This is a genomic window from Roseateles aquatilis (assembly GCF_002205645.1).
GTDB classification, from domain to species: domain Bacteria; phylum Pseudomonadota; class Gammaproteobacteria; order Burkholderiales; family Burkholderiaceae_C; genus Roseateles; species Roseateles aquatilis.
In genome coordinates this window covers 23,765-47,676 of the sequence record NZ_NIOF01000006.1, presented here as the reverse complement: position 1 = coordinate 47,676, position 23,912 = coordinate 23,765, and the positions used below count along the sequence as shown (strand labels likewise).

General features: G+C 70.4%; 21 protein-coding genes. 6 read left to right on the top strand and 15 right to left on the bottom strand.

The genetic code is table 11. The features are described from left to right. Positions 1-28 precede the first annotated feature (28 nt). The 11 genes from CDN99_RS14560 to CDN99_RS14505 all read right to left on the bottom strand — a co-directional run bounded on the left by CDN99_RS14560 (position 29) and on the right by CDN99_RS14505 (position 12,454). A complete protein-coding gene (locus tag CDN99_RS14560; RefSeq protein WP_088385595.1) occupies positions 29-742 on the bottom strand; it encodes an ABC transporter ATP-binding protein in 714 nt (237 codons plus the stop codon). Then, positions 739-1,515 (bottom strand): ABC transporter ATP-binding protein, encoded by a 777-nt coding sequence (locus CDN99_RS14555; protein ID WP_088385844.1) that lies wholly within the window; start codon positions 1,513-1,515, stop codon positions 739-741. Before CDN99_RS14555 ends, CDN99_RS14560 begins: the two co-directional genes overlap by 4 nt. 37 nt (positions 1,516-1,552) lie before the next feature. Continuing rightward, positions 1,553-2,611: a branched-chain amino acid ABC transporter permease gene (locus tag CDN99_RS14550; protein ID WP_088385594.1), complete on the bottom strand. Its 1,059-nt coding sequence runs from the start codon at positions 2,609-2,611 to the stop codon at positions 1,553-1,555. A gap of 7 nt (positions 2,612-2,618) precedes the next feature. After that, a complete protein-coding gene (locus tag CDN99_RS14545) occupies positions 2,619-3,539 on the bottom strand; it encodes a branched-chain amino acid ABC transporter permease (protein ID WP_088385593.1) in 921 nt (306 codons plus the stop codon). A 16-nt stretch (positions 3,540-3,555) separates the two neighbouring features. Next, positions 3,556-4,680: an ABC transporter substrate-binding protein gene (locus tag CDN99_RS14540; protein ID WP_088385843.1), complete on the bottom strand. Its 1,125-nt coding sequence runs from the start codon at positions 4,678-4,680 to the stop codon at positions 3,556-3,558. 211 nt (positions 4,681-4,891) lie between these two features. Next, positions 4,892-6,523, bottom strand: coding sequence for a benzoate-CoA ligase family protein (locus CDN99_RS14535; RefSeq protein ID WP_088385592.1), 1,632 nt, complete (start codon positions 6,521-6,523; stop codon positions 4,892-4,894). Between the two features lie 68 nt (positions 6,524-6,591). Then, positions 6,592-7,743 carry an acyl-CoA dehydrogenase family protein gene (locus CDN99_RS14530; protein WP_088385591.1) on the bottom strand — a complete coding sequence of 384 codons (1,152 nt, stop codon included), beginning with the start codon at positions 7,741-7,743 and terminating at the stop codon, positions 6,592-6,594. A gap of 8 nt (positions 7,744-7,751) precedes the next feature. Then, entirely contained in the window at positions 7,752-8,591 is an 840-nt protein-coding gene (locus tag CDN99_RS14525) for an enoyl-CoA hydratase family protein (protein ID WP_088385590.1), read from the bottom strand. A gap of 137 nt (positions 8,592-8,728) precedes the next feature. After that, a complete protein-coding gene (locus CDN99_RS14515; protein WP_088385588.1) occupies positions 8,729-9,232 on the bottom strand; it encodes a MarR family winged helix-turn-helix transcriptional regulator in 504 nt (167 codons plus the stop codon). Beyond that, positions 9,232-10,020 carry an SDR family NAD(P)-dependent oxidoreductase gene (locus CDN99_RS14510; protein WP_088385587.1) on the bottom strand — a complete coding sequence of 263 codons (789 nt, stop codon included), beginning with the start codon at positions 10,018-10,020 and terminating at the stop codon, positions 9,232-9,234. The genes CDN99_RS14515 and CDN99_RS14510 overlap by 1 nt, the downstream gene beginning before the upstream one ends. A gap of 1 nt (position 10,021) precedes the next feature. Further along, on the bottom strand, positions 10,022-12,454 hold the full coding sequence (locus CDN99_RS14505) for a bifunctional salicylyl-CoA 5-hydroxylase/oxidoreductase (protein ID WP_088385586.1): 2,433 nt from the start codon (positions 12,452-12,454) through the stop codon (positions 10,022-10,024). 209 nt (positions 12,455-12,663) lie between these two features. Here CDN99_RS14505 and kynB point away from each other — a divergent pair, with 209 nt between their 5' ends. From kynB to CDN99_RS14480, 5 genes are all read left to right on the top strand, one after another. Beyond that, the gene (gene kynB, locus CDN99_RS14500) at positions 12,664-13,290 is read left to right on the top strand and encodes an arylformamidase (protein WP_088385842.1); all 627 of its coding nucleotides are present in this window, start codon (positions 12,664-12,666) and stop codon (positions 13,288-13,290) included. 74 nt (positions 13,291-13,364) lie between these two features. Further along, positions 13,365-14,669, top strand: a complete 1,305-nt coding sequence (gene kynU, locus CDN99_RS14495) for a kynureninase (RefSeq protein WP_088385585.1) — start codon at positions 13,365-13,367, stop codon at positions 14,667-14,669. Continuing rightward, complete coding sequence (gene kynA / locus CDN99_RS14490) at positions 14,666-15,583, top strand: tryptophan 2,3-dioxygenase (RefSeq protein WP_193531718.1); 918 nt, start codon at positions 14,666-14,668, stop codon at positions 15,581-15,583. Before kynU ends, kynA begins: the two co-directional genes overlap by 4 nt. Before the next feature lie 292 nt (positions 15,584-15,875). Beyond that, positions 15,876-17,693 carry an aminopeptidase P family protein gene (locus CDN99_RS14485; RefSeq protein WP_088385584.1) on the top strand — a complete coding sequence of 606 codons (1,818 nt, stop codon included), beginning with the start codon at positions 15,876-15,878 and terminating at the stop codon, positions 17,691-17,693. A gap of 259 nt (positions 17,694-17,952) precedes the next feature. Continuing rightward, positions 17,953-18,264 (top strand): hypothetical protein, encoded by a 312-nt coding sequence (locus CDN99_RS14480; RefSeq protein WP_141100786.1) that lies wholly within the window; start codon positions 17,953-17,955, stop codon positions 18,262-18,264. Positions 18,265-18,324: 60 nt separating this feature from the next. On the opposite strand, the gene CDN99_RS14475 is transcribed toward CDN99_RS14480, so the two are convergent. The 4 genes from CDN99_RS14475 to CDN99_RS14460 all read right to left on the bottom strand — a co-directional run bounded on the left by CDN99_RS14475 (position 18,325) and on the right by CDN99_RS14460 (position 21,388). Then, positions 18,325-19,206 carry a LytR/AlgR family response regulator transcription factor gene (locus CDN99_RS14475; RefSeq protein WP_088385582.1) on the bottom strand — a complete coding sequence of 294 codons (882 nt, stop codon included), beginning with the start codon at positions 19,204-19,206 and terminating at the stop codon, positions 18,325-18,327. A gap of 13 nt (positions 19,207-19,219) precedes the next feature. After that, entirely contained in the window at positions 19,220-20,314 is a 1,095-nt protein-coding gene (locus CDN99_RS14470; RefSeq protein ID WP_088385581.1) for a sensor histidine kinase, read from the bottom strand. A gap of 82 nt (positions 20,315-20,396) precedes the next feature. Continuing rightward, the gene (locus CDN99_RS14465; protein ID WP_088385580.1) at positions 20,397-20,651 is read right to left on the bottom strand and encodes a hypothetical protein; all 255 of its coding nucleotides are present in this window, start codon (positions 20,649-20,651) and stop codon (positions 20,397-20,399) included. 152 nt (positions 20,652-20,803) lie between these two features. After that, complete coding sequence (locus tag CDN99_RS14460; RefSeq protein ID WP_088385579.1) at positions 20,804-21,388, bottom strand: hypothetical protein; 585 nt, start codon at positions 21,386-21,388, stop codon at positions 20,804-20,806. Positions 21,389-21,647: 259 nt separating this feature from the next. On the opposite strand from CDN99_RS14460, the gene CDN99_RS14455 reads away from it, so the two are divergent. Next, a complete protein-coding gene (locus tag CDN99_RS14455; RefSeq protein ID WP_088385578.1) occupies positions 21,648-23,912 on the top strand; it encodes a RelA/SpoT family protein in 2,265 nt (754 codons plus the stop codon).

Below are 23,912 nucleotides of genomic sequence, written 5' to 3'. Positions count from 1 at the left end.
CGCACTCCTGGCAGAAATGTCGCTCATCTCACAGCCCCAGATGGCGGTGCCACACGCCGTGGTCCGCCGCCAGCGCGGCCGAATCGCCGCGCCACACCACCTGCCCGCGCTCGACGATGCTGTGCTGGTCGGCCAGGCGGATCAGGCGCTTCACGTACTTGTCCACGACCAGGAGGGTCTGGCCGGACTGCCGCAGCGTGTCCAGACAGCGCCAGATGTCCTCGCGGATCAGCGGCGCGAGCCCCTCGGTGGCCTCGTCCAGCACCAGCAGCCGCGGGTTGGTGACCAGCGCGCGGCCGATGGCCAGCATCTGCTGCTCGCCGCCCGAGAGCTGCTGGCCCAGGTGACCCGCGCGCTCCTTCAATCGCGGGAACAGCGCGAAGACGCGGTCCGCCGTCCACGGCTCGGCCGCGCCGCAGCGATTGGCGGCGAAGGCCCGCAAGTGCTCCAGCACGCTCAGGTTGGGGAACACCTGCCGCCCCTCCGGCACGATCGCCAGGCCGAGCCGCGCGATCCGGTCGGCGCGCCAGCCGGTGACGTCCTCGCCCGCGAACCGGATGCGGCCACCGCTGGGCGCCATCCAGCCGGTCAGGCAACGCAGCGTCGTGCTCTTGCCCATGCCGTTGCGGCCCAGCAGCGTCGCCACCTCGCCCGGCGCGACGCGCAGGTCCAGCCCGAACAGCACCTGGCTGCCGCCGTAACCAGCACGCAGGCCGTCGATCTCGAGCAGCGCGTCGCTCATGTCCCTGCCTCGTCGCCCAGGTAGGCGCGCCGCACGGCCGCGTCCGCCCGCACCTCGTCCGGGGTGCCGGTCGCAATGACCCGTCCGTTGACCAGCACCGACACCCGGTCCGCCAGTTGGAAGACCGCGTCCATGTCGTGCTCCACCAGCAGCAGGGTCAGGTGTTGCGCCTTCAGCGCCCGCAGCAGCTCGACCATGCGCGCGGATTCGTCCGGCCCCATGCCGGCCATCGGCTCGTCGAGCAACAACAACCTTGGCCGCGCCGCCAGCGCCAGGCCCAGCTCCAGCTGGCGTTGCTCGCCATGCGCCAGGTCACCCGCGACGCGATCCGCCATCGCGCTCATGCCGACCAGCGCCAGCATCGCCTCCGCGTCCGCGTAGGCGGCGGCATCGGCACGCGCCCGGCGCCACCACGACGGCGCGCCCGGCCGTCGCGCCAGCACCGCCAGCACCAGGTTGTCCAGCACGGTGAAGCGGCGGTAGATGCTGGTGATCTGGAACGATCGCACCAGGCCCTCGCGCACGCGCCGCGGCATTGGCAGCGCGGTCACGTCCTCGCCGTCGAAGAACAGGCCGCCCTCGTCCGGCGCCAGCATCCCCGAGATCTGATGGATCAGTGTCGTTTTGCCGGCGCCGTTGGGGCCGATCAGCGCATGCGTCTCGCCGGCGCGCACGTCGAAGCTGGCTTCGTCCGTCGCGGTCAGCGCGCCGAAGCGCTTCACCAGCCGGTGCACCTGCAGCAGCGACAGCCCGGGCAACGACGACGGCGGCATCAGCGGCATCAGTGGCGCCCGCGACGACAGCGACGGCTCAACCATGGCCGCCCTCCCGACCCTCGCGACCCGGACGCATCCGGCCGCCATGGCGGCCACCACGGTCCTCCTGGGCCTGTCGACCACGACGGCCGCCACGCCCGACCGGCGCGAAACGATCGACAAGTCCCACCAGCCCGCGCGGCGCGAACAGCACCACCAGCAGCAGGATCGCGCCGAGCGCGAACTGCCAATGCAGCGTCACGCCCGACAGCACTTCCTCCAGCAGCAGGAACACCAGCGCGCCGATCGGGCCGCCCCACGGCGCGCCCGCGCCGCCGATGATGACCATCACCATCAATTGCCCCGACTGCGACCAGTGCATCAGGTGCGGCGACACCATGCCGTTGAGATTGGCCAGCAGCGCGCCGGCCAGTCCCGCGATCGCGCCGGCGACGATGAAGGCCGACCACTGCACCGCGAAGACGCGGCCGCCGGTGGCGGCGACGCGGGTCTCGTTGTCCTTGGCCGCCTGCAGCAACCAGCCCAGCGGCGAGTTGACCAACACCCGCAGCGCGCCGAAGACGAGCGCGAACAACGCCAGCACCACCCAGTAGAACGAAGCGTCGTCGGCGAGGTTCACCGGCAGCGTCGAGCGCGCCGGCAGCGCCAGGCCGTCGTCCCCGCCATAGGCCTTCAGCGACACGGCGAGGTAATAGAACATCTGCGCGAAGGCCAGCGTGATCATGATGAAGTAGACGCCGCGCGTGCGCAGGCACACGGCGCCGATCGCCGCCGCCGCGAGGCCGGACACCGCCATCGCCGCCGGCCACGCGATCCAGGCGGACGCGACGCCCGCGTCCATCAGCACGCCGACGGTGTACCCGCCCAGTCCGACGTAGGCCGCGTGCCCGAAGCTCACCAGGCCGCCGAAACCCAGGATCAGGTTGAGGCTGGCCGCCGCCATCGCGAAGATCAGCACACGCGTCGCGACGACCGTGTAGAACTCCAGCCCCGACGCCTGCAGCAGCGGCGGCAGCGCCGCGAGCGCCGCCAGCAGCGCCCAGGCCCACGGGCCTCCGGCACGGTGATGCAGCAAGGTGTGATGGGCGGTCATTCGCGTCTCAGCCTCGCGCCGGGAAAAGACCGCGCGGCTTCCAGAACAGCACCGCCGCCATCAGCACGTAGATCAGGATGGACGCCAGCGCCGGCCCCAGGCTGGACGCCACCTCCGGCGACGCCAGCCGGCGCAGCAGCGCCGGCAGCAAGGTCCGCGAGCCGGTGTCCACCAGCCCCACCAGCAGCGCCCCGACCAGCGCGCCGCGGATCGAGCCGATGCCGCCGATGACGATCACGACGAAGGCCAGGATCAGGATGCTCTCCCCCATGCCGACCTGCACCGCCAGCAGCGGCCCCAGCAGCGATCCGGCCAGCGCGCACAAGGCCGCGCCGAAACCGAAGACGGCGGTGAACAGGCGATCCGCCGGCACGCCCATCGCCGAGGCCATCGCGCGGTTGGACGCGCCCGCGCGCACCCACATGCCCCAGCGCGTGCGCGTCACCAGCAGGTACAGCAGCACCGCCACCGCCAGGCCCACGCCGATGATCAGCAGCCGATAGGCCGGATACATCAGCCCCGGCAACAGCTCCACCGGACCGGACAGCGCGGCCGGCGTGCCCAGCATCAAGGGCTGCTCGCCCCAGATCATGCGCACGCTCTCGTTGAGCATCAGGATCAGCGCGAAGGTCGCCAGCACCTGGCTGAGGTGATCGCGCTGGTACAGGCGCCGCAGCAACGTCACCTCCAGCGCCATGCCCAGCAGCGCCGTGCCCGCGACGGCCGCGATCACCGCCACCATGAACGACGCGCCCGCCGCCATCGCCGCCGCCGCGAGGTAGGCGCCGACCATGTACAGCGAGCCGTGCGCGAGGTTGATCATGTCCATGATGCCGAACACCAGCGTCAGGCCGGCCGCCAGCAGGAACAGCATCAGCCCGAACTGCAGGCCGTTGAGGGCCTGCTCGGCGATCAGGATCAGGTCCACGACGGCGCTTCCGGCGTCACTTCATCTTGCACTGCGGCGCATAGGCGTCCGCGTGCTGCGTGAAGATCGTGCCCAGCGTCCGGTTGGTGACGCGACCCTGGCCGTCCTTGGTGATGACGCGCAGGTAGTAGTCCTGGACCGGGTACTGGTTGTTGTTGAAGCGGAACGGGCCGCGCACGGACTCGAACCTGGCCGCCTTCAGCGCCTTCAGCAACGCCGGCTTGTCCTCGACGCGGCCCTTCACGTCGCGCACCGCCGCGCCGATCAGCAGCGCCGCGTCGTAGCCCTGGCTCGCGTACAGCGAGGGCAGCCGGCCGTACTCCTTGACGAAGTCGGCGACGAATCGCTTGTTGGCCGGGTTGTCCAGGTCGTGCGCCCAGTGCGAGCTGTTGAACATGCCCAGCATCGGCTCGCCGACCGCCTTGATCACGTCCTCGTCGGCCGAGAAGCCCGGCCCGAACAGCGTGATGTCCTTGGACAGGCCGGCACCGACGAACTGCTTGATGAAGTTGATGCCCATGCCGCCCGGCAGGAAGATGTACATCGCGTCGGGCTTGGCCGCGCGCGCCTGAGCCAACTCCGCGGCGTAGTCGAGCTGGCCGAGCTTGGTGTAGATCTCGTCGGCGACGACACCCTTGTAATAACGGCGGAAGCCCGCCACCGCGTCCTTGCCGGCCGGGTAGTTGGGCGCCAGCACGACGACCTTCTTGAAGCCCTTGTCCATCACCGTCTTGCCGATCGCCTCGTGCAGGTTGTCGTTCTGCCAGGCGACGTTGAAGAAATACGGATTGCACTGCTCCCCCGCGTACTGCGACGGGCCGGCATTGGCGCTGACGTACGGCACCTGCGCCGCGAAGACACTGGGCCCGACGGCCAGCATCACGTTGGAGAACACGATGCCGGTCATGACGTCGACCTTGTCGCGCTTGAGCAGCCGCTCCGCGGTCTGCCTGGCGACCTCGGGGTTCTGCTGGTCGTCGGCGGTGACGACGTCCACCGGCAAGCCGCCGAGCTTGCCGCCGCCCTGCTTGACCGCGAGCGCGAAGCCGTCGCGGATGTCCACCCCCAGGCCGGCGCCCGCGCCGGACAACGTGCTCAGCATGCCGACCTTGAGCTTGTCGGCGGCCTGCGCGGTAGGCATCGCGCCCACGCCGACGACGGCGAGCAGCCAGGCCAGGGACCGCGACCGCCACCAGGACTTCGATCGCGACTGCGACTGCGACTGCGACTTCTGCGGGGGTCTCGACGTCGGCAGGGCATTCCAGGCGGACATCGGCATCGACTGCGGCGGCATCTTCATCGGCATCTCCTGAGGGAGCGGTTCGGAGGAACGGACGGTCGGAAGACTGCGGTTACTGCTCACGCAGGCGGAAGCGCTGCAACTTGCCGGTTTCGGTCCTGGGCAGGCTGGCGCGGAACTCTATCGCACGGGGGTACTTGTACGGCGCGATCGTCGCCTTGACGAAGTCCTGCAGCGACTTGACCAGCGCGTCGTCGCCGGACCGGCCCGGCCTGAGCACGACGAAGGCCTTGACCAGTTGGCCGCGCTCCTCGTCGGGCACGCCGATGACGGCGCACTCCGCCACCGCCGCGTGCGCCAGCAACGCGGACTCCACCTCGGGGCCGGCGATGTTGTAGCCGCCGGAGATGATCATGTCGTCGGTCCGCGCCTGGTAGACGAAGTAGCCGTCCGCGTCGACGAGGTAGGCGTCGCCGGTCAGGTTCCAGCCGTCCTGCACGTACTTCAGCTGGCGCTCGTCGGCCAGGTAACGGCAGCCGGTCGGCCCCTGCACCGCGAGCTTGCCGACGCTGCCGCGCGGCAACTCGCGCCCCTGGTCGTCGACGACGCGGGCGCGGTAGCCCGGCACCGGCACGCCGGTCGCGCCGGCCTTGGCGGTGGCCTCGGTGTGCGAGATGAAGATGTGCAGCATCTCGGTCGCGCCGATGCCGTCGATCATCTCCAGGCCGGTGGTGTCCTTCCACAGCTGGCGGGTCGCCGCGGGCAGCGCCTCGCCGGCGCTGACGCACTTGCGCAGCGCGCTCAGGTCGTGCGCCTTGGCCTGCGCCGCCATCGCGCGGTAGGACGTCGGCGCGGTGAAGCAGACGGTGGCGCGATGCTTCGCGATCGCCGGCAACAGCGCCTCCGGGGACGCCTTCTCCAGCAACACGGCCGTGGCGCCGACGCTCAGCGGGAACAGCAGCAGCCCGCCCAGCCCGAAGGTGAAGGCCAGCGGCGGGCTGCCGACGAAGACATCGTCGGCGGTGGCCTTCAGGCAATGCCGCGGCCAGCAGCGGCAGATCGCGAGCACGTCGCGGTGGAAGTGCATCGTGCCCTTGGGCTGGCCGGTGGTGCCCGAGGTGAAGGCGATCAGCGCGCAGTCGTCGGACGCGGTGTCGACGTTCTCGAAAACGGCCGGCCGGCGCTCGGCCCGTGCCTCCAGGCCGTCGGCGGCCTGGCTGCGGAACAGGCACACGCGCGTCAGCACCGGGTGGCTGGCCCGCGCACGTTCCAGCTCCTCGGCGAGCGCGGCGTCGCACAGCGCGTGCGTGACCTCGGCCTTGTCGATGACCTGCCCCAGCTCCTTGGCGCGCAGCAGCGGCATCGTCGCCACGGCGATCGCGCCGACCTTCATCACCGCGAACCAGCAGGCCGCCATCTGCGGCGTGTTGGCGCCGCGCAGCAACACGCGGTTGCCGGACACCACGCCCAGGTCCTCGACCAGCACATGGGCGATGCGGTTGGCCTGCGCCTGCAGCTCGGCATAGGTCCAGCGGATCTCGGCGCCCCCGTCGCTCCCGCCGCCGCCGATCACGCAGGGATGCGCGCCGTGCCCCTCCCGCACCCAGCGATCCAGCAGCTCGTCGGCGCAATTCAGGCGCTCCGGGAACTGCAGCTCGGGCAGCTCGAAAAGCAGCGTCGGCCATTGCTCCGGCGGTGGCAGGTGGTCTCGGGCGAAGGTATCCAGATGGGCGGTGCGGTGCATGGGGATCGTCCTTGTCGAGTCTGGGCCCGGCCGCGGCCGGCCGCGCGCCGGCTCGGGACGGGTGTCGTTCAACCGTGCTTCAGGAGGTCGCGGCCGATGATCAGTTGCTGGACCTCGCTGGCGCCTTCGTAGATGCGCAGCGCGCGGATCTCGCGGTAGAGCGATTCGACGATCTCGCCGCGCCGCACGCCGCGCCCGCCGTGCAGTTGCACCGCCGCGTCGATGACGCGCTGCGCGCCCTCGGTGGCCATCAGCTTGGCCATCGCCGCCTCGCGCGTGATCGTGCGGCCCTGATCGCGCTCCCAGGCGGCGCGATAGACCAGCAGCGCGCTGCTGTCCACCGTGCAGGCCATGTCCGCCAGCTTGGCCTGCGTGAGCGGCAGATCCGCCAGCGTGGCGCCGAACATGGCGCGCTCCCTGGCCTGCGCCAGCCCCTCGTGCAGCGCGCGCCGCGCGAAGCCCAGCGCCGCCGCGGCGACCGAGGTGCGGAACACGTCCAGCGTGCGCATCGCCACCTTGAATCCTTCGCCGGGCGCGCCGACCATCGCCGACCTGGGTACGCGGCAGCCGCTGAAACGCAGCCGTGCCAGCGGATGCGGCGCGATCACGTCGATGCGCTCGGCGATCTCGAAACCCGGCAGGTCGGCATCGACGATGAACGCGCTGATGCCGCGCGCGCCGGGGGCCTCGCCGGTGCGGGCGAAGACGACGTAGAAGTCGGCGATGCCGCCGTTGGAGATCCAGGTCTTCTCGCCGTCGAGCACATAGTCGTCGCCGTCTTCACGGGCGGCGCAGCGCATCGCCGCGACATCGGACCCGGCCTCGGGCTCCGACAGCGCGAAGGCGGCCAGCGCCTCGCCGCGCGCCACGCGCGGCAGGTAGGTCTGGCGCTGCGCCGGCGTACCCATCAGCGAGATCGCGCCCGACCCCAGCCCCTGCATCGCGAAGGCGAAGTCGGCCAGGCCGTCGTACCGTGCCAATGTCTCGCGCAGCAGGCAGATCGCGCGGGTGTCGATGGCCTCGCCCGGACCCGCGACCGCGTGGTTCAACCACCCGCCCGCGCCCAGCGCCTTCACCAGCGCCTTGCAGGACGCGTCCACGTCCTCGTGGTCGACGGCGCCGTGCGCCAGATGCCGTGCGCACCAGGCGTCCAGGTCGCGCGCCAGCGCGCGGTGCCGGTCGTCGAAGAACGGCCAGTCCAGATGTTTCAGGTGATCCATGGTCGTCCTCAATCGCCCTTGAATTCGGGACGCTGCTTCGCGACGAACGCGTGATACGCGCGGTGGAAATCCTGCGTCATCATGCAGATCGCCTGCGCCTGCGCCTCGGCCTCGATGGCCTCGTCGACGCCCATGGCCCACTCCTGATGCAGCATCCGCTTGGTCATCGCGTGCGCGAAATTCGGGCCGGCGGCGATCTCCGCGGCCCACGCCACGGCCTGGTCGCTCAACGCGTCGGGCTCGGCCAGGCGGTTCAGGAACCCCCACTGGAGCGCTTCCTCGCCGCCCAGGCTGCGGCCGGTGTAGAGCAGATCCGACGCGCGGCCCTGGCCGACGATGCGCGGCAGCAGCGCGCAGGCGCCCATGTCGCAACCGGCCAGGCCGACGCGGGAGAACAGAAACGCGGTCTTGCTACGCGCGGTGCCCACGCGCAGGTCCGAGGCCATCGCCATGATCGCGCCGGCGCCGGCGCAGACGCCGTCGATCGCCGCCACGACGGGCTGCGGGCAGGCGCGCATCGCTTTGACCAGGTCGCCGGTCATGCGCGTGAACGCCAGCAGGTCCGGCATCGGCATGCGCGTCAGCGGGCCGATGATCTCGTGCACGTCGCCGCCGGAGCAGAAATTGCCGCCGGCGCCCTGCACGACGATCGCGCCGACCTCGTCGACCTGGCTCAGCGTGCGGAACAGGTCGCGCAGCTCGGCGTAAGACTCGAAGGTCAGCGGGTTCTTGCGCTCGGGACGGTTCAGCGTGACCACGCCGACGGCGCCCTCCTGGCGCCAGCTGAAGTGCGTCGGCGCGAAGCCCGCGAGGCTGCGGCGGTTGCCGGTGATGAGGTGACTGTCCATGGGGAATCTCTCGTTGATCGCGTGGATCCGGTTGATCTGGTTGATCTGGTTGATCTGGTTGATCTGGTTGATCTGGTTGATCTGGTTGATCTGGTTGATCTGATCGGTCGGGTTGATCGGTTGGCCGGGTCGACGCCCTACTTGCGCGCGGCGTCGAGTTGCGCGAGGTGGCCCTTCAGGCCGGCGAGCAGGTCGTACACCTGCGTCTTCTGATCGGGCGTCCAGCCGGCCAGCAGCTCGACGATCCAGCCCTCGTGCGTGGCGGCCATGCGCTTGAATTGCCGCCGGCCCGCCGGCGTGAGCCGCACCGTGACGCTGCGCCGGTCCGACGGATGCGGCTCGCGGACCACCAGGCCCTCGGTCTCGAGCTGGTCGGTGATGCCGGTGATGTTGCCGCCGGTGACCATCAACCGCTGCGACAGCTCGCGCATGCTCAGGCCATCGGGGTGGCGCTCCAGTTGCGCGAGCAGGTCGAAGCGCGGCAGCGTGGTGGCGAAGTCCTGGCGCAACCGCTGACGGATCTGGTCCTCGATGCGGGTGGTGCAGGCCAGCAGGCGCAGCCACAGGCGCAGGGCCTGATGGTCGCCGTCGTGCACGCGCGATTCGAGGTCGGGACCGAGGTCCTGGTCGGCGTCGAGCATCACATCACCTCCCCGCCGGCCACCGCGATCGCCTGGCCGGTGATGGCACCGCTGTCACGCCGCGCGAGCCACGCGACCGCCGCGGCCACCTCGGCCGGATCGACGAGTCGGCCCTGCGGATTCACCGACGCCAGCTCGGCGAGCGCCGCCTCGGCGCTGCGGCCGGTCTTGGCGACGATGGTGTCGATGGCGCTGGCGACGATGTCGGTCTCGGTGTAGCCCGGGCAGACCGCGTTGACCGTCACGCCCTTGCGCGCCGTCTCCAGCGCCAGCGCGCGGGTCAGGCCCAGCACGCCGTGCTTGGCCGCGCAGTACGCGGCGACGTAGGCGTAGCCCTTCAGCGCGGCGGTGCTGGCGACGTTGACGATGCGGCCGAAGCGGCGCTCCGTCATGCCCGGCAGCACCTCGCGGCTGCACAGGAAGGTGCCGGTCAGGTTGACGTCGAGCAGGCGGCGCCAGGTCTGCAGCGAGGTCCTGGCCAGCGGCGCGGTCTCGACCTGGCCAGCGTTGTTGACCAGCAGGTCGATCGGGCCGGACGCGGCGACCGCCGCGGCGAAGGCGGCCACCACGCTGGCCTCGTCGCCGACATCGCAGACGCGCAGCGCCACGGCCGGCCCGCCGTCCACGGTCAGGCGGTCGCGCTGCGCCTCCAGGCGCTCGAGCGTGCGGCCCATCAGCGTGACGCGCGCGCCATCGGCGATCAGCGCCTGCGCGATCGCGGCGCCGATGCCGGAGCCGCCGCCGGTCACCACCGCGTGCAGGCCTTCGAGGGGATAGCTGGCGCTCATCTCAGACTCCCAGCGCGCGGTTGGCCTGGTCCTGAGCGGCGGTGCCCTGCCCGCCCATCGCGCGCTGACGCTCGAACTCGCGCTCCATCTGGCTCTTGCCGGACAGGTACTGCTTCGGCCAGTCCAGGCCCGGACCGGCGAGGTAACCGATCCGGGCCGCCTCGGTCAGCGTCCAGGCCGGATTGGCCAGGTGCGGCCGGGCGATCGCGCAGAGGTCGGCGCGGCCGGACGCGATGATGCTGTTGACGTGGTCCGCCTCCGAGATCGCGCCCACGGCGATCGTCGCGATGCCGGCGCGGTTGCGCACGCTTTCGCTGAACGGCGTCTGCCACATGCGGCCGTAGGTGGGCCGCTCCTGCTTGCTGACCTGGCCGGACGACACATCGATCAGGTCGGCGCCGGCCGCCTTGAAGGCCTCCGCCATCGCGACGGCGTCCTCCGGCGTCGTGCCGCCGGGCACCCAGTCGTGCGCGGAGATCCGCACCGACATCGGCCGCTGCGCCGGCCAGACGGCACGCATCGCGGCGAAGACCTCCAGCGGATATCGCAGCCGGTTCTCCAGCGATCCGCCATACGCGTCGGCGCGGCGATTCGTCAGCGGCGACAGGAAGCTGGACAGCAGATACCCGTGCGCGCAATGCAGCTCCAGCCAGTCGAAGCCCGCCTCGGCCGCGCGGCGCGTGGCGGCGACGAAGTCGGCCGTGACGCGCGCCATGTCCGCGCGGGCCATCTCGCGCGACCATTGGCTCACGCCGTCCAGGTACTGCTGCGGCGACGCCGAGATCAGCGGCCAGTTGCCGTCCTCCAGCGGCTGGTCGATGCCGTCCCACGCCACACGCGTGGAGCCCTTCGCGCCGGCATGACCCAGCTGCATCGCGATCTTCGCGCTGGTGTGGCGATGCACGTGATCGACGATGCGCCGCCAGCCCGCGGCCTGCTCGTCGTTCCACAGGCCGGGACATCCCGGCGTGATGCGCGCGTCCGGCGAGACGCAGGTCATCTCGGCGAAGACCAGCCCCGCGCCACCGGCCGCTCGCGCGCCGAGGTGGGTCAGGTGGTAGTCCGCGGGCTGGCCGTCCTCGCACGAGTACTGCGCCATCGGCGACACGACCACGCGGTTCTTCAAGGTCACGCCGCGCAGCGTGAACGGCGTGAACATCGGCGGCGCGGATTGGTCCAGGCCCGAGCGTCGCGCCAGCCAGGCCTCGAAATCCCCGACGTAGCGCGCATCGCGCAGCCGCAGGTTCTCGTGCGAGATGCGCTGCGAGCGCGTCAGCAGCGAGTACGCGAACTGCTCCGGCGCGAGCCGCGCGTGCCGCTCGACGTTCTCGAACCATTCGGTCGAGTTGCGCGCCGCGTTCTGGATGCGCAGCACCTCGATTGACCGCGTCGCTTCGTACTCGTCGAGGGCCGCGGGCAGGCTGTCGACACCGCCGCCGTGGCGCTCGATGTCGCGGGCCAGCGCGATCGCATCCTCCAGCGCGAGCTTGGTACCGGAGCCGATCGAGAAGTGTGCGGTGTGGGCGGCGTCGCCCATCAGCACGACGGGCGCGCGGCCGTTGTGGGAGGCGACGGGCCGCCCCGAGCCTTCCAGCTCCCCCCGGGGGACAGACACCGCGACGCGGTGGTCCAGGGGCTCACGGTAGTGCACCCAGCGCTTGCAGACCACGCGCGGGAATCGGATCCACTGCGCCGACCCGCGCAGGTGCGCCGAGTTGGAGATCAGCGGATGCCCGTCCAGCACCTTGGAGAACAGCCGTTCGCAGAAGGCGATGCCGTCCTCCTTGCTCATGGCCTCGAGGCCGGCATCGCGCCAGACCTGCTCGGGCGCCTCGACGATGAAGGTCGAATGCGTGTCGTCGAAGCGGTAGGCATGCGCCTGGAACCAGCCCCATTCGGTCTTCTGGAAGTCGAAGGTGAAGGCGTCGAAGAGCTTGGTCGTGCCCAGCCACACGAAGCGGCACTGGCGCAGGTCGATGTCGGGCTGGTAGGTCGCGGCGTACTTCTGGCGCAAGCGGCTGTTGAGGCCGTCGGCGGCGATGATCAGGTCGGCGTCGATGTGCGCGTCGTCGGCGACGTCGGTCTCGTAGCGGATCTGCACGCCGAGCGCGGCGCAGCGCTCGCGCAGGATGTCCAGCAGCTTGCGCCGGCCGATGCCGCAGAAGCCATGGCCGCCGGACACCAGGGTGCGGCCGTCGATGTGCACGGCGATGTCGTCCCAATGGTTGAACGACTGCAGGATCTGGTCCGCGGTCTCGGGATCCGCCTCGCGCAGCGCGGCCAGCGTCTGGTCGGAAAAGACCACACCCCAGCCGAAGGTATCGCCGGCGCGATTGCGCTCCAGCACGGTGACCTCGTGCGCCGGGTTCTGCCGCTTCATCAGCAGCGCGAAGTACAGGCCGGCGGGACCGCCGCCGATGCAGGTGATGCGCATGGGAGTACCCGGCGCGAGCCGGACAGGAACTGCTTGACCGAGACACTTTAGGCGGGGATAGTTTAGGTGTCAACTACATGGAATCCCGGCGGCCGGCTTGCGCGATCGGCCGTGTCTTGTTGGAATTAACCGACACCACGACGCAAAGCGCCGCGATAAGGTGCGCGCCGCCGGACCGACCCCGCCGGCAGGAGTAGCAGATGCAATCGATGAACAAGGCCTTGTGGGACATCTCGCCGGTGGTGGCGCCCGACGCGCCCCTCTTTCCCGGCGACGAGCCCTACGCGTTGAAGTGGACGGCGCGCCTGTCGCCGGGCTGCCCGGTGAACCTGAGCGCGATCACGATGTCGCCGCATGTCGGCGCGCATGCCGACGCGCCGCTGCATTACGCGGACGGCGTGGCGAGCGCCGCGGAGGTGAGCCTCGATCCCTACCTCGGCCCCTGCCGCGTGATCCACGCGATCGGCTGCGGTCCGCTGATCCGCGTCGAGCATCTGCGGCATGCCGCCGAGAACCTGCCGCCGCGCGTGCTGGTGCGCTGCAACGAGCGCGCCGACACCGTCTGGAATCCCGACTTCAGCGCCTATGCGCCGGAAACCGTCGAGTGGCTGGCCGCGCGGGGCGTGCGGCTGATCGGCCTGGACACGCCGTCGGTCGATCCCGCGACCAGCAAGACGCTGGACAGCCATCAGCAGTTGCTGCGGCTGGACCTGCGCGTGCTGGAGAACCTCGTGCTCGACGACGTGCCCGAGGGCGACTACGAGCTGATCGCGCTGCCGCTCAAGCTCGCCGGCGCCTGCGCGTCGCCGGTGCGGGCGGTGCTGCGCGCGCTCTGATCCCCGCGCGCTGTTCCGCTCCTTCGTCGCCTTCGTCTTCATACCGTCCCTTCCCGCTTTTGTCCGGAACCCCCATGACCACACGACAAGACTGCCTGGCCCTCGATGCCGCCGATCCGCTGGCGCGATTGAAGGACCAGTTCTCGCTGCCCGCCGGCACGCTGTACCTGGACGGCAACTCGCTCGGCGCGATGCCCAAGGCGACCGCCGCGCGCGTGCAACAGGTGATCGCCCAGGAATGGGGCACCGACCTGATCAAGAGCTGGAACACCGCCGGCTGGATGGACCTGCCGTCCCGCATCGGCGACAAGATCGGCCGCCTGATCGGCGCCGCGCCGGGCGAGACGATCGTCGCGGACTCGACCTCGCTCAACCTTTACAAGGTGCTGAGCGCGGCGCTGCGCATCGTCGCGACCGACGATGCCGGCGGCCGGCGCCGCGTCATCGTGTCCGAGCGCAGCAACTTCCCGACCGACCTCTACATCGCCGAGAGCCTGGCCGAGCAGCACGGCATGACGTTGACGCTGGTCGACGACGTCGCCGAGATCCCCGCGCTGTTGAACGACCGGCTGGCCGTGCTGATGCTGACCGAGGTCAACTACCGCACCGGCCGCAAGCACGACATGAAGGCCGTCACCGCCGCGGCCCATGCGGCGGGCGCGCTGACGGTGTGGGACCTGGCGCATTCGGCCGGCGCGATCCCGGTGGACCTGAACGGCGCGGACGCCGACTTCGCGATCGGCTGCGGCTACAAGTACCTCAACGGCGGCCCGGGCGCGCCGGCCTTCGTCTGGGCGCATCCGCGCCACGCGGACCGTTTCTGGCAGCCGCTGTCCGGCTGGCTGGGCCATGCGGCGCCGTTCCAGTTCACCGCCAACTACCGACCCGCGGCGGGCATCAAGCGCTACATCTGCGGCACCCCCGCGATCCTGTCGACGGCGGCGCTGGAGTGCGGCGTGGACACGCTGCTGGCCGCCGAACCCCTGGGCGGCATGGCCGCGCTGCGCGAGAAGTCGCTGGCGCTGACCGCGCTCTTCGCCCGCCTGGCGGAAGAGCGCTGCGGCGGGTTGGGCGTGCGCGTGGTTTCGCCGCGCGATCCGGCGCAGCGCGGCAGCCAGGTCTGCCTGGCGCTGGCGGCACCGCTGGAGGACGCCAGCTACGCCGTCGTGCAGGCGCTGATCGAGCGCGGCGTGATCGGCGATTTCCGCGCCGGCGACGCGACCCGGCTGGACCAGGTGCCGCACATCCTGCGCTTCGGCTTCACGCCGCTGTACATCGGCTTCGCCGACGCGTGGGACGCGGTCGAGCACCTGCACCAGGTACTGGTCAACGAGGAATGGCGCGAGGCGCGCTTCAACCAGAAGGCGGCCGTGACATGAGCTGCCCGATGGGACACGGCGCCACGCCCGGCGCGGACGACGGGAAGACCTCCGTGGCGGCCGGCGACGGCAACGGCGGAGGCAGCGAGGCCATCGTTCGGGAGGAAGGCGCGCAGCTCGATTTCTCCAAGGACATGAGCTACGGCGACTACCTGCACCTGGACCAGGTGCTGAGCGCGCAGCACCCGCTCTCGCCGGACCACAACGAGATGCTGTTCATCGTCCAGCACCAGACCTCGGAGCTGTGGATGAAGCTGATGCTGCACGAGCTGCGGGGCGCGGTCACGCAGGTCGCGGCGGACCAGTTGCCGGAGGCCTTCAAGATGCTGGCGCGCGTCTCGCGGATCATGGAGCAGCTGGTGCATGCCTGGGACGTGCTGGCGACGATGACACCGCCGGAGTACTCGGCGATCCGGCCCTACCTGTCCAACAGCAGCGGCTTCCAGAGCGCGCAGTACCGGCGCATCGAGTTCATGCTCGGCAACAAGAACGCCGCGATGTTGAAGCCACATTCGCACCGGCCCGATCTCCTGGCCGACGTGCGGGCGGCCTACGAGGCGCCGTCGCTGTACGACGAAGTGCTGCGCCTGATGCGACGTCGCGGCATCGCCGTGCCCACGACGCACCTGGACCGTGACTGGACCCAGCCCTACGCCGCCGACGACGGCGTCAAGGCCGCGTGGCTGCAGGTCTACCGCGACCCCAAGGCGCATTGGGACCTGTACCAGATGGGCGAGGAGCTGGTGGACCTGGAGGATGCCTTCCGGCTGTGGCGCTTCCGCCATGTCACGACGGTCGAGCGCGTGATCGGATTCAAGCGCGGCACCGGCGGCACGGGCGGCGTCAGCTACCTGCGCAAGATGCTGGACGTCGTCCTCTTCCCGGAGCTGTGGGCGTTGCGCACGGAACTCTGAAACGCGCCGCCGGGCGATCTTGCTGGAGCGGCTCTACCGAGGGTCCTTTTGACCTGGCCTGAGCGGAACGACCGGGGGCCCTTTCCCGTAGGTCAAGGAAGGTGAATTCGACTGCCGACAGGCAGTTGAAGAGGAGGGACACGGAGGGAAAGGGCCCCCGGTCGGGCCGCGAGCGCTCGGTCGATCGATGGGCCGCCCCAAGCCCAAGGCACCCTCCTACAATCCTTCGCTTCGACGGAGCCGCCCACCCGGCCGCTCCCAGCAACGCCCGCCAACCCGCCGAGGCTCATCCATGGACACACGCCTTTCCCAGATCAAGCTGCGCCTATCCCACCTGCGCGACGCCCTGCGCGACGCCGGTGCCCATGCCATCCTGGTGCCCTCGGCCGACCCGCATCTGTCGGAGTATTTGCCGCGCCGCTGGCAGGGTCGTGAAGTGCTGTCGGGTTTCACCGGGTCGATGGCGACGCTGGTGGTGACGCTGGACGATGCGCAGCTCTTCGCCGACAGCCGCTACTGGACACAGGCCGAGCGTGAACTGGCGGGCAGCGGGATCTCGCTGTTCAAGATTCCCACCGGCGCGGCCACGCACCACATCGGCTGGATCGCCGACCAGTTGCAGCCGGGCCAGACGCTGGCCGTCGACGGCCAGGTGCTCGGCCTGGGGCTGGCGCAGCAGCTGCGCGCCGCGCTGACCGCCAAGGGCATCCACATCGATACCGGCCTGGACCTGCTGGACCGCGTCTGGAGCGACCGTCCTGGCCTGCCCGACGCCCCCATCTACGAGCACGCCGCGCCGCAGGCGACCGTCTCCCGCGCCGACAAGCTGGCGCAGGTGCGCGACGCGATGGCCAGGCATGGCGCGACGCATCACCTGATCTCCAGCGTCGACGACATCGCCTGGCTGTTCAACCTGCGCGGCTCGGACGTCACCTACAACCCGGTGTTCGTCGCCCACACGCTGCTGGACAAGACCGGCGCGACGCTGTTCGTGCAGCCGGGCAAGATCGACGCGGCGCTGACGCAGCGACTGGCCGCCGACGGTGTCCGCCTCGCCGCCTATGACCAGGCCCGCCCCGCGCTGGGCGCGCTGCCGGCCGACGCCCGCGTGCTGATCGACCCGCGCCGCGTGACGCTGGGCCTGCGCGAGGCCCTGCCCACCGCCGCGACCGTCATCGAGGCCATCAACCCCAGCACCCTCTTCAAGAGCCGCAAGAACGCCGCCGAGGCGCAATTCATCCGCGAGGCGATGGCCCAGGACGGCGCCGCGATGTGCGCGTTCTACGCCTGGTTCGAGGCCGCGCTGGCCCGGGGCGAATCGCTCAGCGAGCTGACCGTCGACGAGCGCCTGAGCGCCGAGCGCGCCCGGCGCCCGGGCTTCGTCGGCCTGTCGTTCTCGACCATCGCCGGCTTCAACGCCAACGGCGCGATGCCGCATTACCGCGCAATGCCGGAGGCCTTCTCCCAGATCCAGGGCGACGGGCTGCTGCTGATCGACTCCGGCGCGCAGTACCTGGGCGGCACGACCGACATCACGCGCGTCTGGCCCATCGGCGCCATCACCGAGGCCCACAAGCGCGATTACACGCTGGTGCTCAAGGGCACGATCGGGCTGTCCCGCGCGGTGTTCCCGCGCGGCACGCTGAGCCCGATGCTCGACGCGATCGCGCGCGCGCCGCTCTGGGCGCACGGCCTGGACTACGGCCACGGCACCGGCCACGGCGTCGGCTACTTCATGAACGTGCACGAAGGTCCGCAAAGCATCTCGAAGGCCGTGCCGGACGCCAACATGGCGATGGAGCCCGGCATGATCACCTCGATCGAGCCCGGCCTGTACCGTCCCGGCCAATGGGGGGTCCGGATCGAGAATCTGGTGCTGAACGTCCAGCGCGACACGCCGGAGCACGGCCAGTTCGGCGACATGCTGGCCTTCGAGACGCTGACGCTGTGCCCGATCGACACGCGCAGCATCGCGCTGAACCTGCTGTCGGACGAAGAGCTGGCGTGGCTCAACGACTATCACGCCGAGGTGCGCCGTCGCCTGGCGCCGCTGGTCGACGGCGACGCGCTTGCCTGGCTGAACACGCGGACCGAGCCGCTGACCCGTTGAGGGTGAGCGGCTGATCGGCGCCTCGCCGCGAGCCGATGGACCGGGCGACGGCGAGGTTTGCGACGAACAACGGAAAAACGCGGCCCAGCCGCGTTTTTTTACGCTTGAGCATTCTGGAAGCGCCGGGAGGCGCGGCCTAGACTTGTCTCAGGCGTGCCGCGTCGTCAGCGGTGATCGACACACGGCGTCATCAGCCTCATCGACGCCCGGCGACCCGGCACGCCCGCAGAGACAGACATCAGGACCAGAGGAGCTCTCCATGGACACCCGACTCTCTCACGCGTTGCACGGCCTGCGAAATCACGCGCGCGCCGGGCCCCATCGGTCACCCTCGCGCGACCACCCCGAACTGCACGGCTTCTCCGACAGCGCGCTGCACACGGTGCTGTTGGCCGCGGTCATCATCGTCGCCGTGACGGCGGTGGTGCAGATGGTCAAGGTCGGCACGCTGATGTGGCAGCTCGACCCCGTCGTCGTCGAAGGCAAGGCTCAGAGCGTGCCGCTGCCCGCGGCGCCGCAACCGCTGGTGCCGGCCGAGCCGCAGACACGGGCGCAGGCCCGGACGCGCTGAGCGCGCGGGCGGCCGCTGCGCGGCGAGACGGGACATCCCGCCTCGCCGCACGCGCCGCGTTCACATCTGCCGGAACAGGTGCAGGTAGCTGCGGCTGACCGGCAGCACCTCGGGGCGGGCCTTGAGGTGCAGATCGGCGGTCTCGTTGGGGCCGCGGGTCACGTGGCTGATCGCATGCAGGTTCACCACCACCGAGCGGTGCACCTGCACGAAACGCTGGGGATCGAGTCGCTCGATCAGCTCCCGGATCGGCGTGCGGATCAGCGCCTCCCCCTCCCCCGTCACGACCAGGGTGTACTTCTCGTCGGAGCGCAGGAACAGGATCTCGTCGACCGGGATGAGCTTCAGCGTCGACCCCACCGACGCGCGGATCCACTGCAGCGGACCGGTGTCGGCGCCCAGGCCGCCGCCCGCGGCCACGCCCGGCGCGGCCGGGGACGCTCCGGGCGGCCGGGCCATGCGGCGCGAGAGCTCGTCGATCACGGCCTCCAGCGCCGCCTGATGGCCAGGGCGCCCCTGCGCCGGGGGCTGCTGGACCAGACGATCCTTCAGGCGCTCGACGGTGTCGGCCAGCCGGGCGTCCTCGACCGGCTTGACCAGGTAGTCGATCGCGCCGCGCTCGAAGGCCTGCAGCGCGTATTCCTCATAGGCGGTCACGAAGACCACGTGAGCCTGCCGCGCGATCCGCCGTGCGGCCTCCATGCCGTTCAGGCCCGGCATGTGCACGTCGAGGAACACGACGTCGGGGCGATGGATCTCGAACAGCTCGACCGCCTCACGGCCGTTGCGCGCCTGCGCCACGACCTGCAAGCCCGGCCAGGCTTGCGCGAGGCCGCGCTGCAGGCTATCGCGCAGCAGCGGTTCGTCGTCGGCGATAAGGGCCGTGGGGGCCGTGGAGGCGGTGGAAGCGGCGGCGTTGGCGGCGTCGGGAAATGAAGTCATGGGGAAGACATGGTCAATGCGGCGTGAAACGCACTTCGGCCCGCAGGCCGTGCGGCAGATTTTCGGTCAGCTCCAGCTCCGCGCCGATGCCGTAGAACAGCGTCAGGCGCTCGCGCAGGTTGCGCAGGCCGGTGCCGCTGCCCATGCTCTGCGTCATGCCGACGCCGGTGTCGCTGACCCACAGGCGCACCTGGCCGTCACGCAGCGATCCGCCGACCTCGATGCGGCCGCCCTCCTCGCTCGGGTCGATGCCATGGCGCACCGCGTTCTCGACCAGTGTCAGCAGCGCCATCGGCGGAAAGCGCAGCCCGCTGAGCTCCGGCGGCAGATCGACGGCGTGGCTCAGCCGGTCCGGCATCCGCAGATGCATCAGTTCCAGGTAGGCGCGCACCAGCGCGACCTCGTCGATGAGGCTGGTGCTCTCCCCCTGCAGCCGCGGCATCGCGGCGCGCAGGTAGGCGATCAGGCTGCGCAGCACCGGCGCGGCCTGGGGCGATCCGGTCTCCACCAGCGCGCGCACGTTGGCCAGCGTGTTGAACAGGAAATGCGGCTCCACCTGGGCCTGCAGCAGGCGCAGGCGGGCGTCCAGCGCCTGCCGTTCGAGCTCGCTGCGCTCCAGCTCGAAGCTGAGGGCCTGGTTGCGGGCCTCCGCGTCACGCTGCCGATACAGCGCGCCCATCGCCAGCAGCGGTCCGACGACCAGGCCGGACCCGGCGATCCACATGAAGCCCATCATGCGGGCCTCGGATTCGACGAGGCTGGCGAAGTCCCCGCCGACGGCGACCAGGTAGACCGCCAGCGTCGCCAGCGGCACCGCCGCGGCCACGACGACCACCTGGAACAACCAGCGCGCCCACCAGCTCGGCAGCCGCCGGGGCCAATGGCCGGCGGCCGAAAACGCCAGCAGCGCCAGCATGCCAACGAACATGGTCCGTCCCAGCAGCACCGGGAACGGCGTGATGAAGATGGGATCGAGCACCAGCGCGGCGACGGTCGCCAGCGCGAGCGCCAGCAGCACGCGCTGCGGCGTCAGGTACGAAACGAAGCCGTGCCAGGCCTGGGGAGGGGGACCCGAGCCGGGACCGGCGGCGGAAGCGGGAGTCGACATGCCCGCACGATAACGAACGCGTCGCGGCAATCCAAGCGGGAGCGCCCCCCGAGGCGACGAAGCACGGAATGAGCCGCTTGGGTCACGAATACATGCCGATGCGGCACATCACCGCTTCCTTGCCGGCGCTGATGGCGAAGCGCAGCGCCTCGGCGGGCGTGGCCCAGCCGTAGCCGCCGGCCAGGTTCTCGTCTCGGAAGGCCTCGCGCTTGTGCACCGCCATCTCGGCATTCATCCGCACCACCACGACGGCGGCCACGTAGCCGAACTGCCGCGGGCGCTCGATGGCGCCCGCGTAGATGCGGTAGTCCCCGGTGTCGACTTCGGCGAAATGCATGGCTGGCTCCTGTGGCGGCGCCGCGATGGCGTCGGAACGGCCTGCGAGGCCGTGAGGGAGCCGACTGTGCGCGCTTGGGCGCGCGCTGCATACCCGACTGAGGAGGGCCCTCGGAAGGGGGAGAAGTTCGTTAAAAGAAACGCTATGGCCGATCAGCCGCGGGTGTTGGCGATCGCCGTGTACTCGCGCAGTTCCGCGTCGACGACGCGCCGCGGCGGGTGGTCCGTGGCGCTGGCGGGCCGGGGCACGGCGTCGTGGACCACGTCGTAGGAACGGCGCTCCGTGGGCGAGACCACCCCGTTCTGGTCCGTGTCCGCCGGGTCGTAGACCAAGTTGGGCACCAGGGTGACAGGCTTGCCGCTGCTGGCGGACGATGCGGTCGCGGGTGCGGTCGTGGATGTCGCGGCGGGTGACGAAGCGGTCGAGGCCGTGGAGGCCTTCGCGGTCGGCGCGGGTGTCGAAGCGGTCGGGGCGCTGGTTGAAGCAGCGGTCGCGGCGCCGGACGTCACGCCGGACGTCGCGGGGGCACTGGCAGCGGCGGCCGTCGACGGCGCGGCCGACTCCGATGCCGCCAGCCGGGTCGCCTGCGCGGAGAGGCTGACCACGGCGGAGGCTTCCGCCTGGGCGCTGGTGCCGGAGGCGGTGCCGTCGAGCTCGAACGTGCGGATGCGCGCCGACTGCCCGGTGGTCGCACCGGGACCTGTCAGGGTCGATGTGTTGTCAAGGGCAGTAATCATGGCGAGCCTCCCACGAGGTATCCGCAGATTCCGGCCAGCGGAAGCCGGGTCCGGACGGGCATCCGGACCAGAACCCTTTCAGGGCATGTCTGCTTTTTCGGCCGAGGGTCTCCGGACTTTAGGCCGACTTGAGAAGTCTTTGCCGCATTCATCTAGGTAAAAACCCTTGGATCATTCCTCCAGGGCGGCCGGTGAACGTCCTCGGCACCGCAGAGGCCCCGCCCCGGAAAGCCCTGGCGCCATCGGTTAAATTCGAGCGATGGGTCTCCGCTCCTTCGCCACCGCACACATTCCTGGCCTGACCGGCCTGGCCGGCCCCAAGGCCGTGCCGGACACGGCCAATGAAGCCTCTTCGTTCGACGCGCTGGTCTCCCGCCTGCATTACATGCCCAAGGCCGACGTCAAGCGCATCCGGGAGGCTTACAAGTTCGCGGACGAAGCGCATCTGGGTCAGTTCCGGGCCAGCGGGGAGCCCTACATCACCCATCCGTTGGCCGTCGCGGGCCTGTGCGCCGACTGGCGCCTGGACGCGCAGGCCATCATGGCGGCGCTGATGCACGACGCGATGGAGGATTGCGGCGTCACCAAGACCGAGCTGATCGAGCGGTTCGAGGCGCCGACCGCCGAGCTGGTCGACGGCCTGACCAAGCTGGACAAGCTGCAGTTCTCCACCCGCGAGGAGTCCCAGGCCGAGAGCTTCCGCAAGATGCTGCTGGCGATGGCGCGCGACGTGCGCGTCATCCTGATCAAGCTGGCCGACCGTCTGCACAACATGCGCACGATGCAGCACATGGCCTTCGACAAGCGCCGCCGCATCGCCCGGGAAACCCTGGACATCTACGCGCCGATCGCGCACCGGCTCGGCCTGAACGAGATCTACCGCGAGCTGCAGGAACTGTCCTTCCAGTACATCCATCCGTGGCGCCACGGCGCGCTGGCCAAGGCGGTGTCCAAGGCCCGCGGCCACCGGCGCGACCTGGTCGCCCGGATCGAGCGGGACGTGCTGAAGGCGTTCGCCGAATCCAACCTGCGCGCCGAGATCCAGGGCCGCGAGAAAACGCTGTTCTCCATCTACAAGAAGATGCGCGAGAAACACCTGAGCTTCGCCCAGGTCAGCGACATCTTCGGCTTCCGCGTCATCGTGCAGGACCTGCCGCAGTGCTACTGGTCGCTGGGCGTGCTGCACCAGCTGTACAAGCCGCAGCCGGGCCGATTCAAGGACTACATCGCCATCCCGAAGCCGAACGGCTATCAGTCCCTGCACACGACGCTGGTGAGCCCGCTGGGCACGCCGGTGGAATTCCAGATGCGGACCGAGGCGATGCACATGGTCGCGGAGAAAGGCGTCGCCGCGCACTGGCTCTACAAGAGCAAGGTCGACGCCAAGGGCGCGCAGCAACTGGGATCGCGCTGGCTGCAGTCGCTGCTGGACATCCAGGACGAGACCCGCGACGCCACCGAGTTCCTGGAGCACGTCAAGATCGACCTGTTCCCGGACGCGGTCTACGTCTTCACGCCGAAGTCCAAGATCATGGCGCTGCCCAAGGGCGCGACCCCGGTGGACTTCGCCTACGCGATCCACTCCGACGTCGGCGATCACTGCGTGGCGGCGAAGGTCAACGGCGAGCCGGTCCCGCTGCGGACCGAGCTGCGCAGCGGCGACGTCATCGAGGTGGTCACCGCCGCGGGCGCCCGGCCCAACCCGGCCTGGCTGAGCTTCGTGCGCACCGGCCGGGCCCGTTCCAAGATCCGGCACTTCCTGAAGAACCTGGAGCAGGAAGAGTCCCAGGAGCTCGGCCACAAGATGCTGGCGCAGGCGCTGCGGGCCGAGGGGCTGGCGCTGCCCAGCCTGCGTCCCGAGGACGCGACGGCCGCGGCGCTGTGGCAGGACCTGGCGCGCTGGGCGGGCAATCGCACCGTGGACGAGTTGCTGGTCGAGATCGGCCTGGGCCGCAAGATCGCCAGCATCGTGGCCAAGAAGCTCGCGCGGACCCTGTCCGAGCAGGGGCAGCGCCCCGACGCGGTGCTGCTGACGATGGGGCGTTACTCGACCGACGAGACGCCGGCCCAGGGTCAGGTCTTGCTGGACGGCAGCGAAGGCGCGTCGGTCCGGCTGGCCACCTGCTGCCGGCCCATCCCCGGCGACGACATCAAGGGCTACCTGGGCCGCGGCGAGGGGCTGGTGGTGCACACGGCGGAATGCTCGGTGGGCCGCCGGCTGTTCCAGCGCGACAGCGAGCACTGGATCGCGGTCGGCTGGGGCGAGGAACTGACGCGCAGCTTCGAGGCCGAGGTCGGCGTGCTGCTGCGCAACGGCAAGGGCGTGCTGGCGCAGATCGCCACGGCCGTCAGCAGCGCCGAGGCCGACATCACCCACATCGCCATGAGCGACGACTCGCAGCAACGCGAGACCGCCGAGATGACGCTGCTGCTGGCGGTGCGGGATCGCCTGCATCTGGCGGACACGCTGCGGACGCTGAAACGCTCCAGCACCGTGATGCGCGTGTGGCGCGTCAAGCCCTGA

Bases quoted from the DNA above. Each gene is read 5' to 3' on its own strand.
- CDN99_RS14455 (WP_088385578.1), top strand. From the start codon at position 21,648: ATGGGTCTCCGCTCCTTCGCCACCGCACACATTCCTGGCCTGACCGGC.
- kynA (WP_193531718.1), top strand. From the start codon at position 14,666: ATGAGCTGCCCGATGGGACACGGCGCCACGCCCGGCGCGGACGACGGG.
- CDN99_RS14475 (WP_088385582.1), bottom strand. From the start codon at position 19,206: ATGACTTCATTTCCCGACGCCGCCAACGCCGCCGCTTCCACCGCCTCC.
- CDN99_RS14555 (WP_088385844.1), bottom strand. From the start codon at position 1,515: ATGCCGCCGTCGTCGTTGCCCGGGCTGTCGCTGCTGCAGGTGCACCGG.
- CDN99_RS14560 (WP_088385595.1), bottom strand. From the start codon at position 742: ATGAGCGACGCGCTGCTCGAGATCGACGGCCTGCGTGCTGGTTACGGC.
- CDN99_RS14510 (WP_088385587.1), bottom strand. From the start codon at position 10,020: ATGAGCGCCAGCTATCCCCTCGAAGGCCTGCACGCGGTGGTGACCGGC.
- CDN99_RS14485 (WP_088385584.1), top strand. From the start codon at position 15,876: ATGGACACACGCCTTTCCCAGATCAAGCTGCGCCTATCCCACCTGCGC.
- CDN99_RS14535 (WP_088385592.1), bottom strand. From the start codon at position 6,523: ATGCACCGCACCGCCCATCTGGATACCTTCGCCCGAGACCACCTGCCA.
- CDN99_RS14515 (WP_088385588.1), bottom strand. From the start codon at position 9,232: ATGCTCGACGCCGACCAGGACCTCGGTCCCGACCTCGAATCGCGCGTG.
- CDN99_RS14465 (WP_088385580.1), bottom strand. From the start codon at position 20,651: ATGCATTTCGCCGAAGTCGACACCGGGGACTACCGCATCTACGCGGGC.
- CDN99_RS14460 (WP_088385579.1), bottom strand. From the start codon at position 21,388: ATGATTACTGCCCTTGACAACACATCGACCCTGACAGGTCCCGGTGCG.
- CDN99_RS14505 (WP_088385586.1), bottom strand. From the start codon at position 12,454: ATGCGCATCACCTGCATCGGCGGCGGTCCCGCCGGCCTGTACTTCGCG.
- CDN99_RS14530 (WP_088385591.1), bottom strand. From the start codon at position 7,743: ATGGATCACCTGAAACATCTGGACTGGCCGTTCTTCGACGACCGGCAC.
- CDN99_RS14525 (WP_088385590.1), bottom strand. From the start codon at position 8,591: ATGGACAGTCACCTCATCACCGGCAACCGCCGCAGCCTCGCGGGCTTC.
- kynB (WP_088385842.1), top strand. From the start codon at position 12,664: ATGAACAAGGCCTTGTGGGACATCTCGCCGGTGGTGGCGCCCGACGCG.
- CDN99_RS14480 (WP_141100786.1), top strand. From the start codon at position 17,953: ATGGACACCCGACTCTCTCACGCGTTGCACGGCCTGCGAAATCACGCG.
- CDN99_RS14550 (WP_088385594.1), bottom strand. From the start codon at position 2,611: ATGACCGCCCATCACACCTTGCTGCATCACCGTGCCGGAGGCCCGTGG.
- CDN99_RS14470 (WP_088385581.1), bottom strand. From the start codon at position 20,314: ATGTCGACTCCCGCTTCCGCCGCCGGTCCCGGCTCGGGTCCCCCTCCC.
- kynU (WP_088385585.1), top strand. From the start codon at position 13,365: ATGACCACACGACAAGACTGCCTGGCCCTCGATGCCGCCGATCCGCTG.
- CDN99_RS14540 (WP_088385843.1), bottom strand. From the start codon at position 4,680: ATGCCTACCGCGCAGGCCGCCGACAAGCTCAAGGTCGGCATGCTGAGC.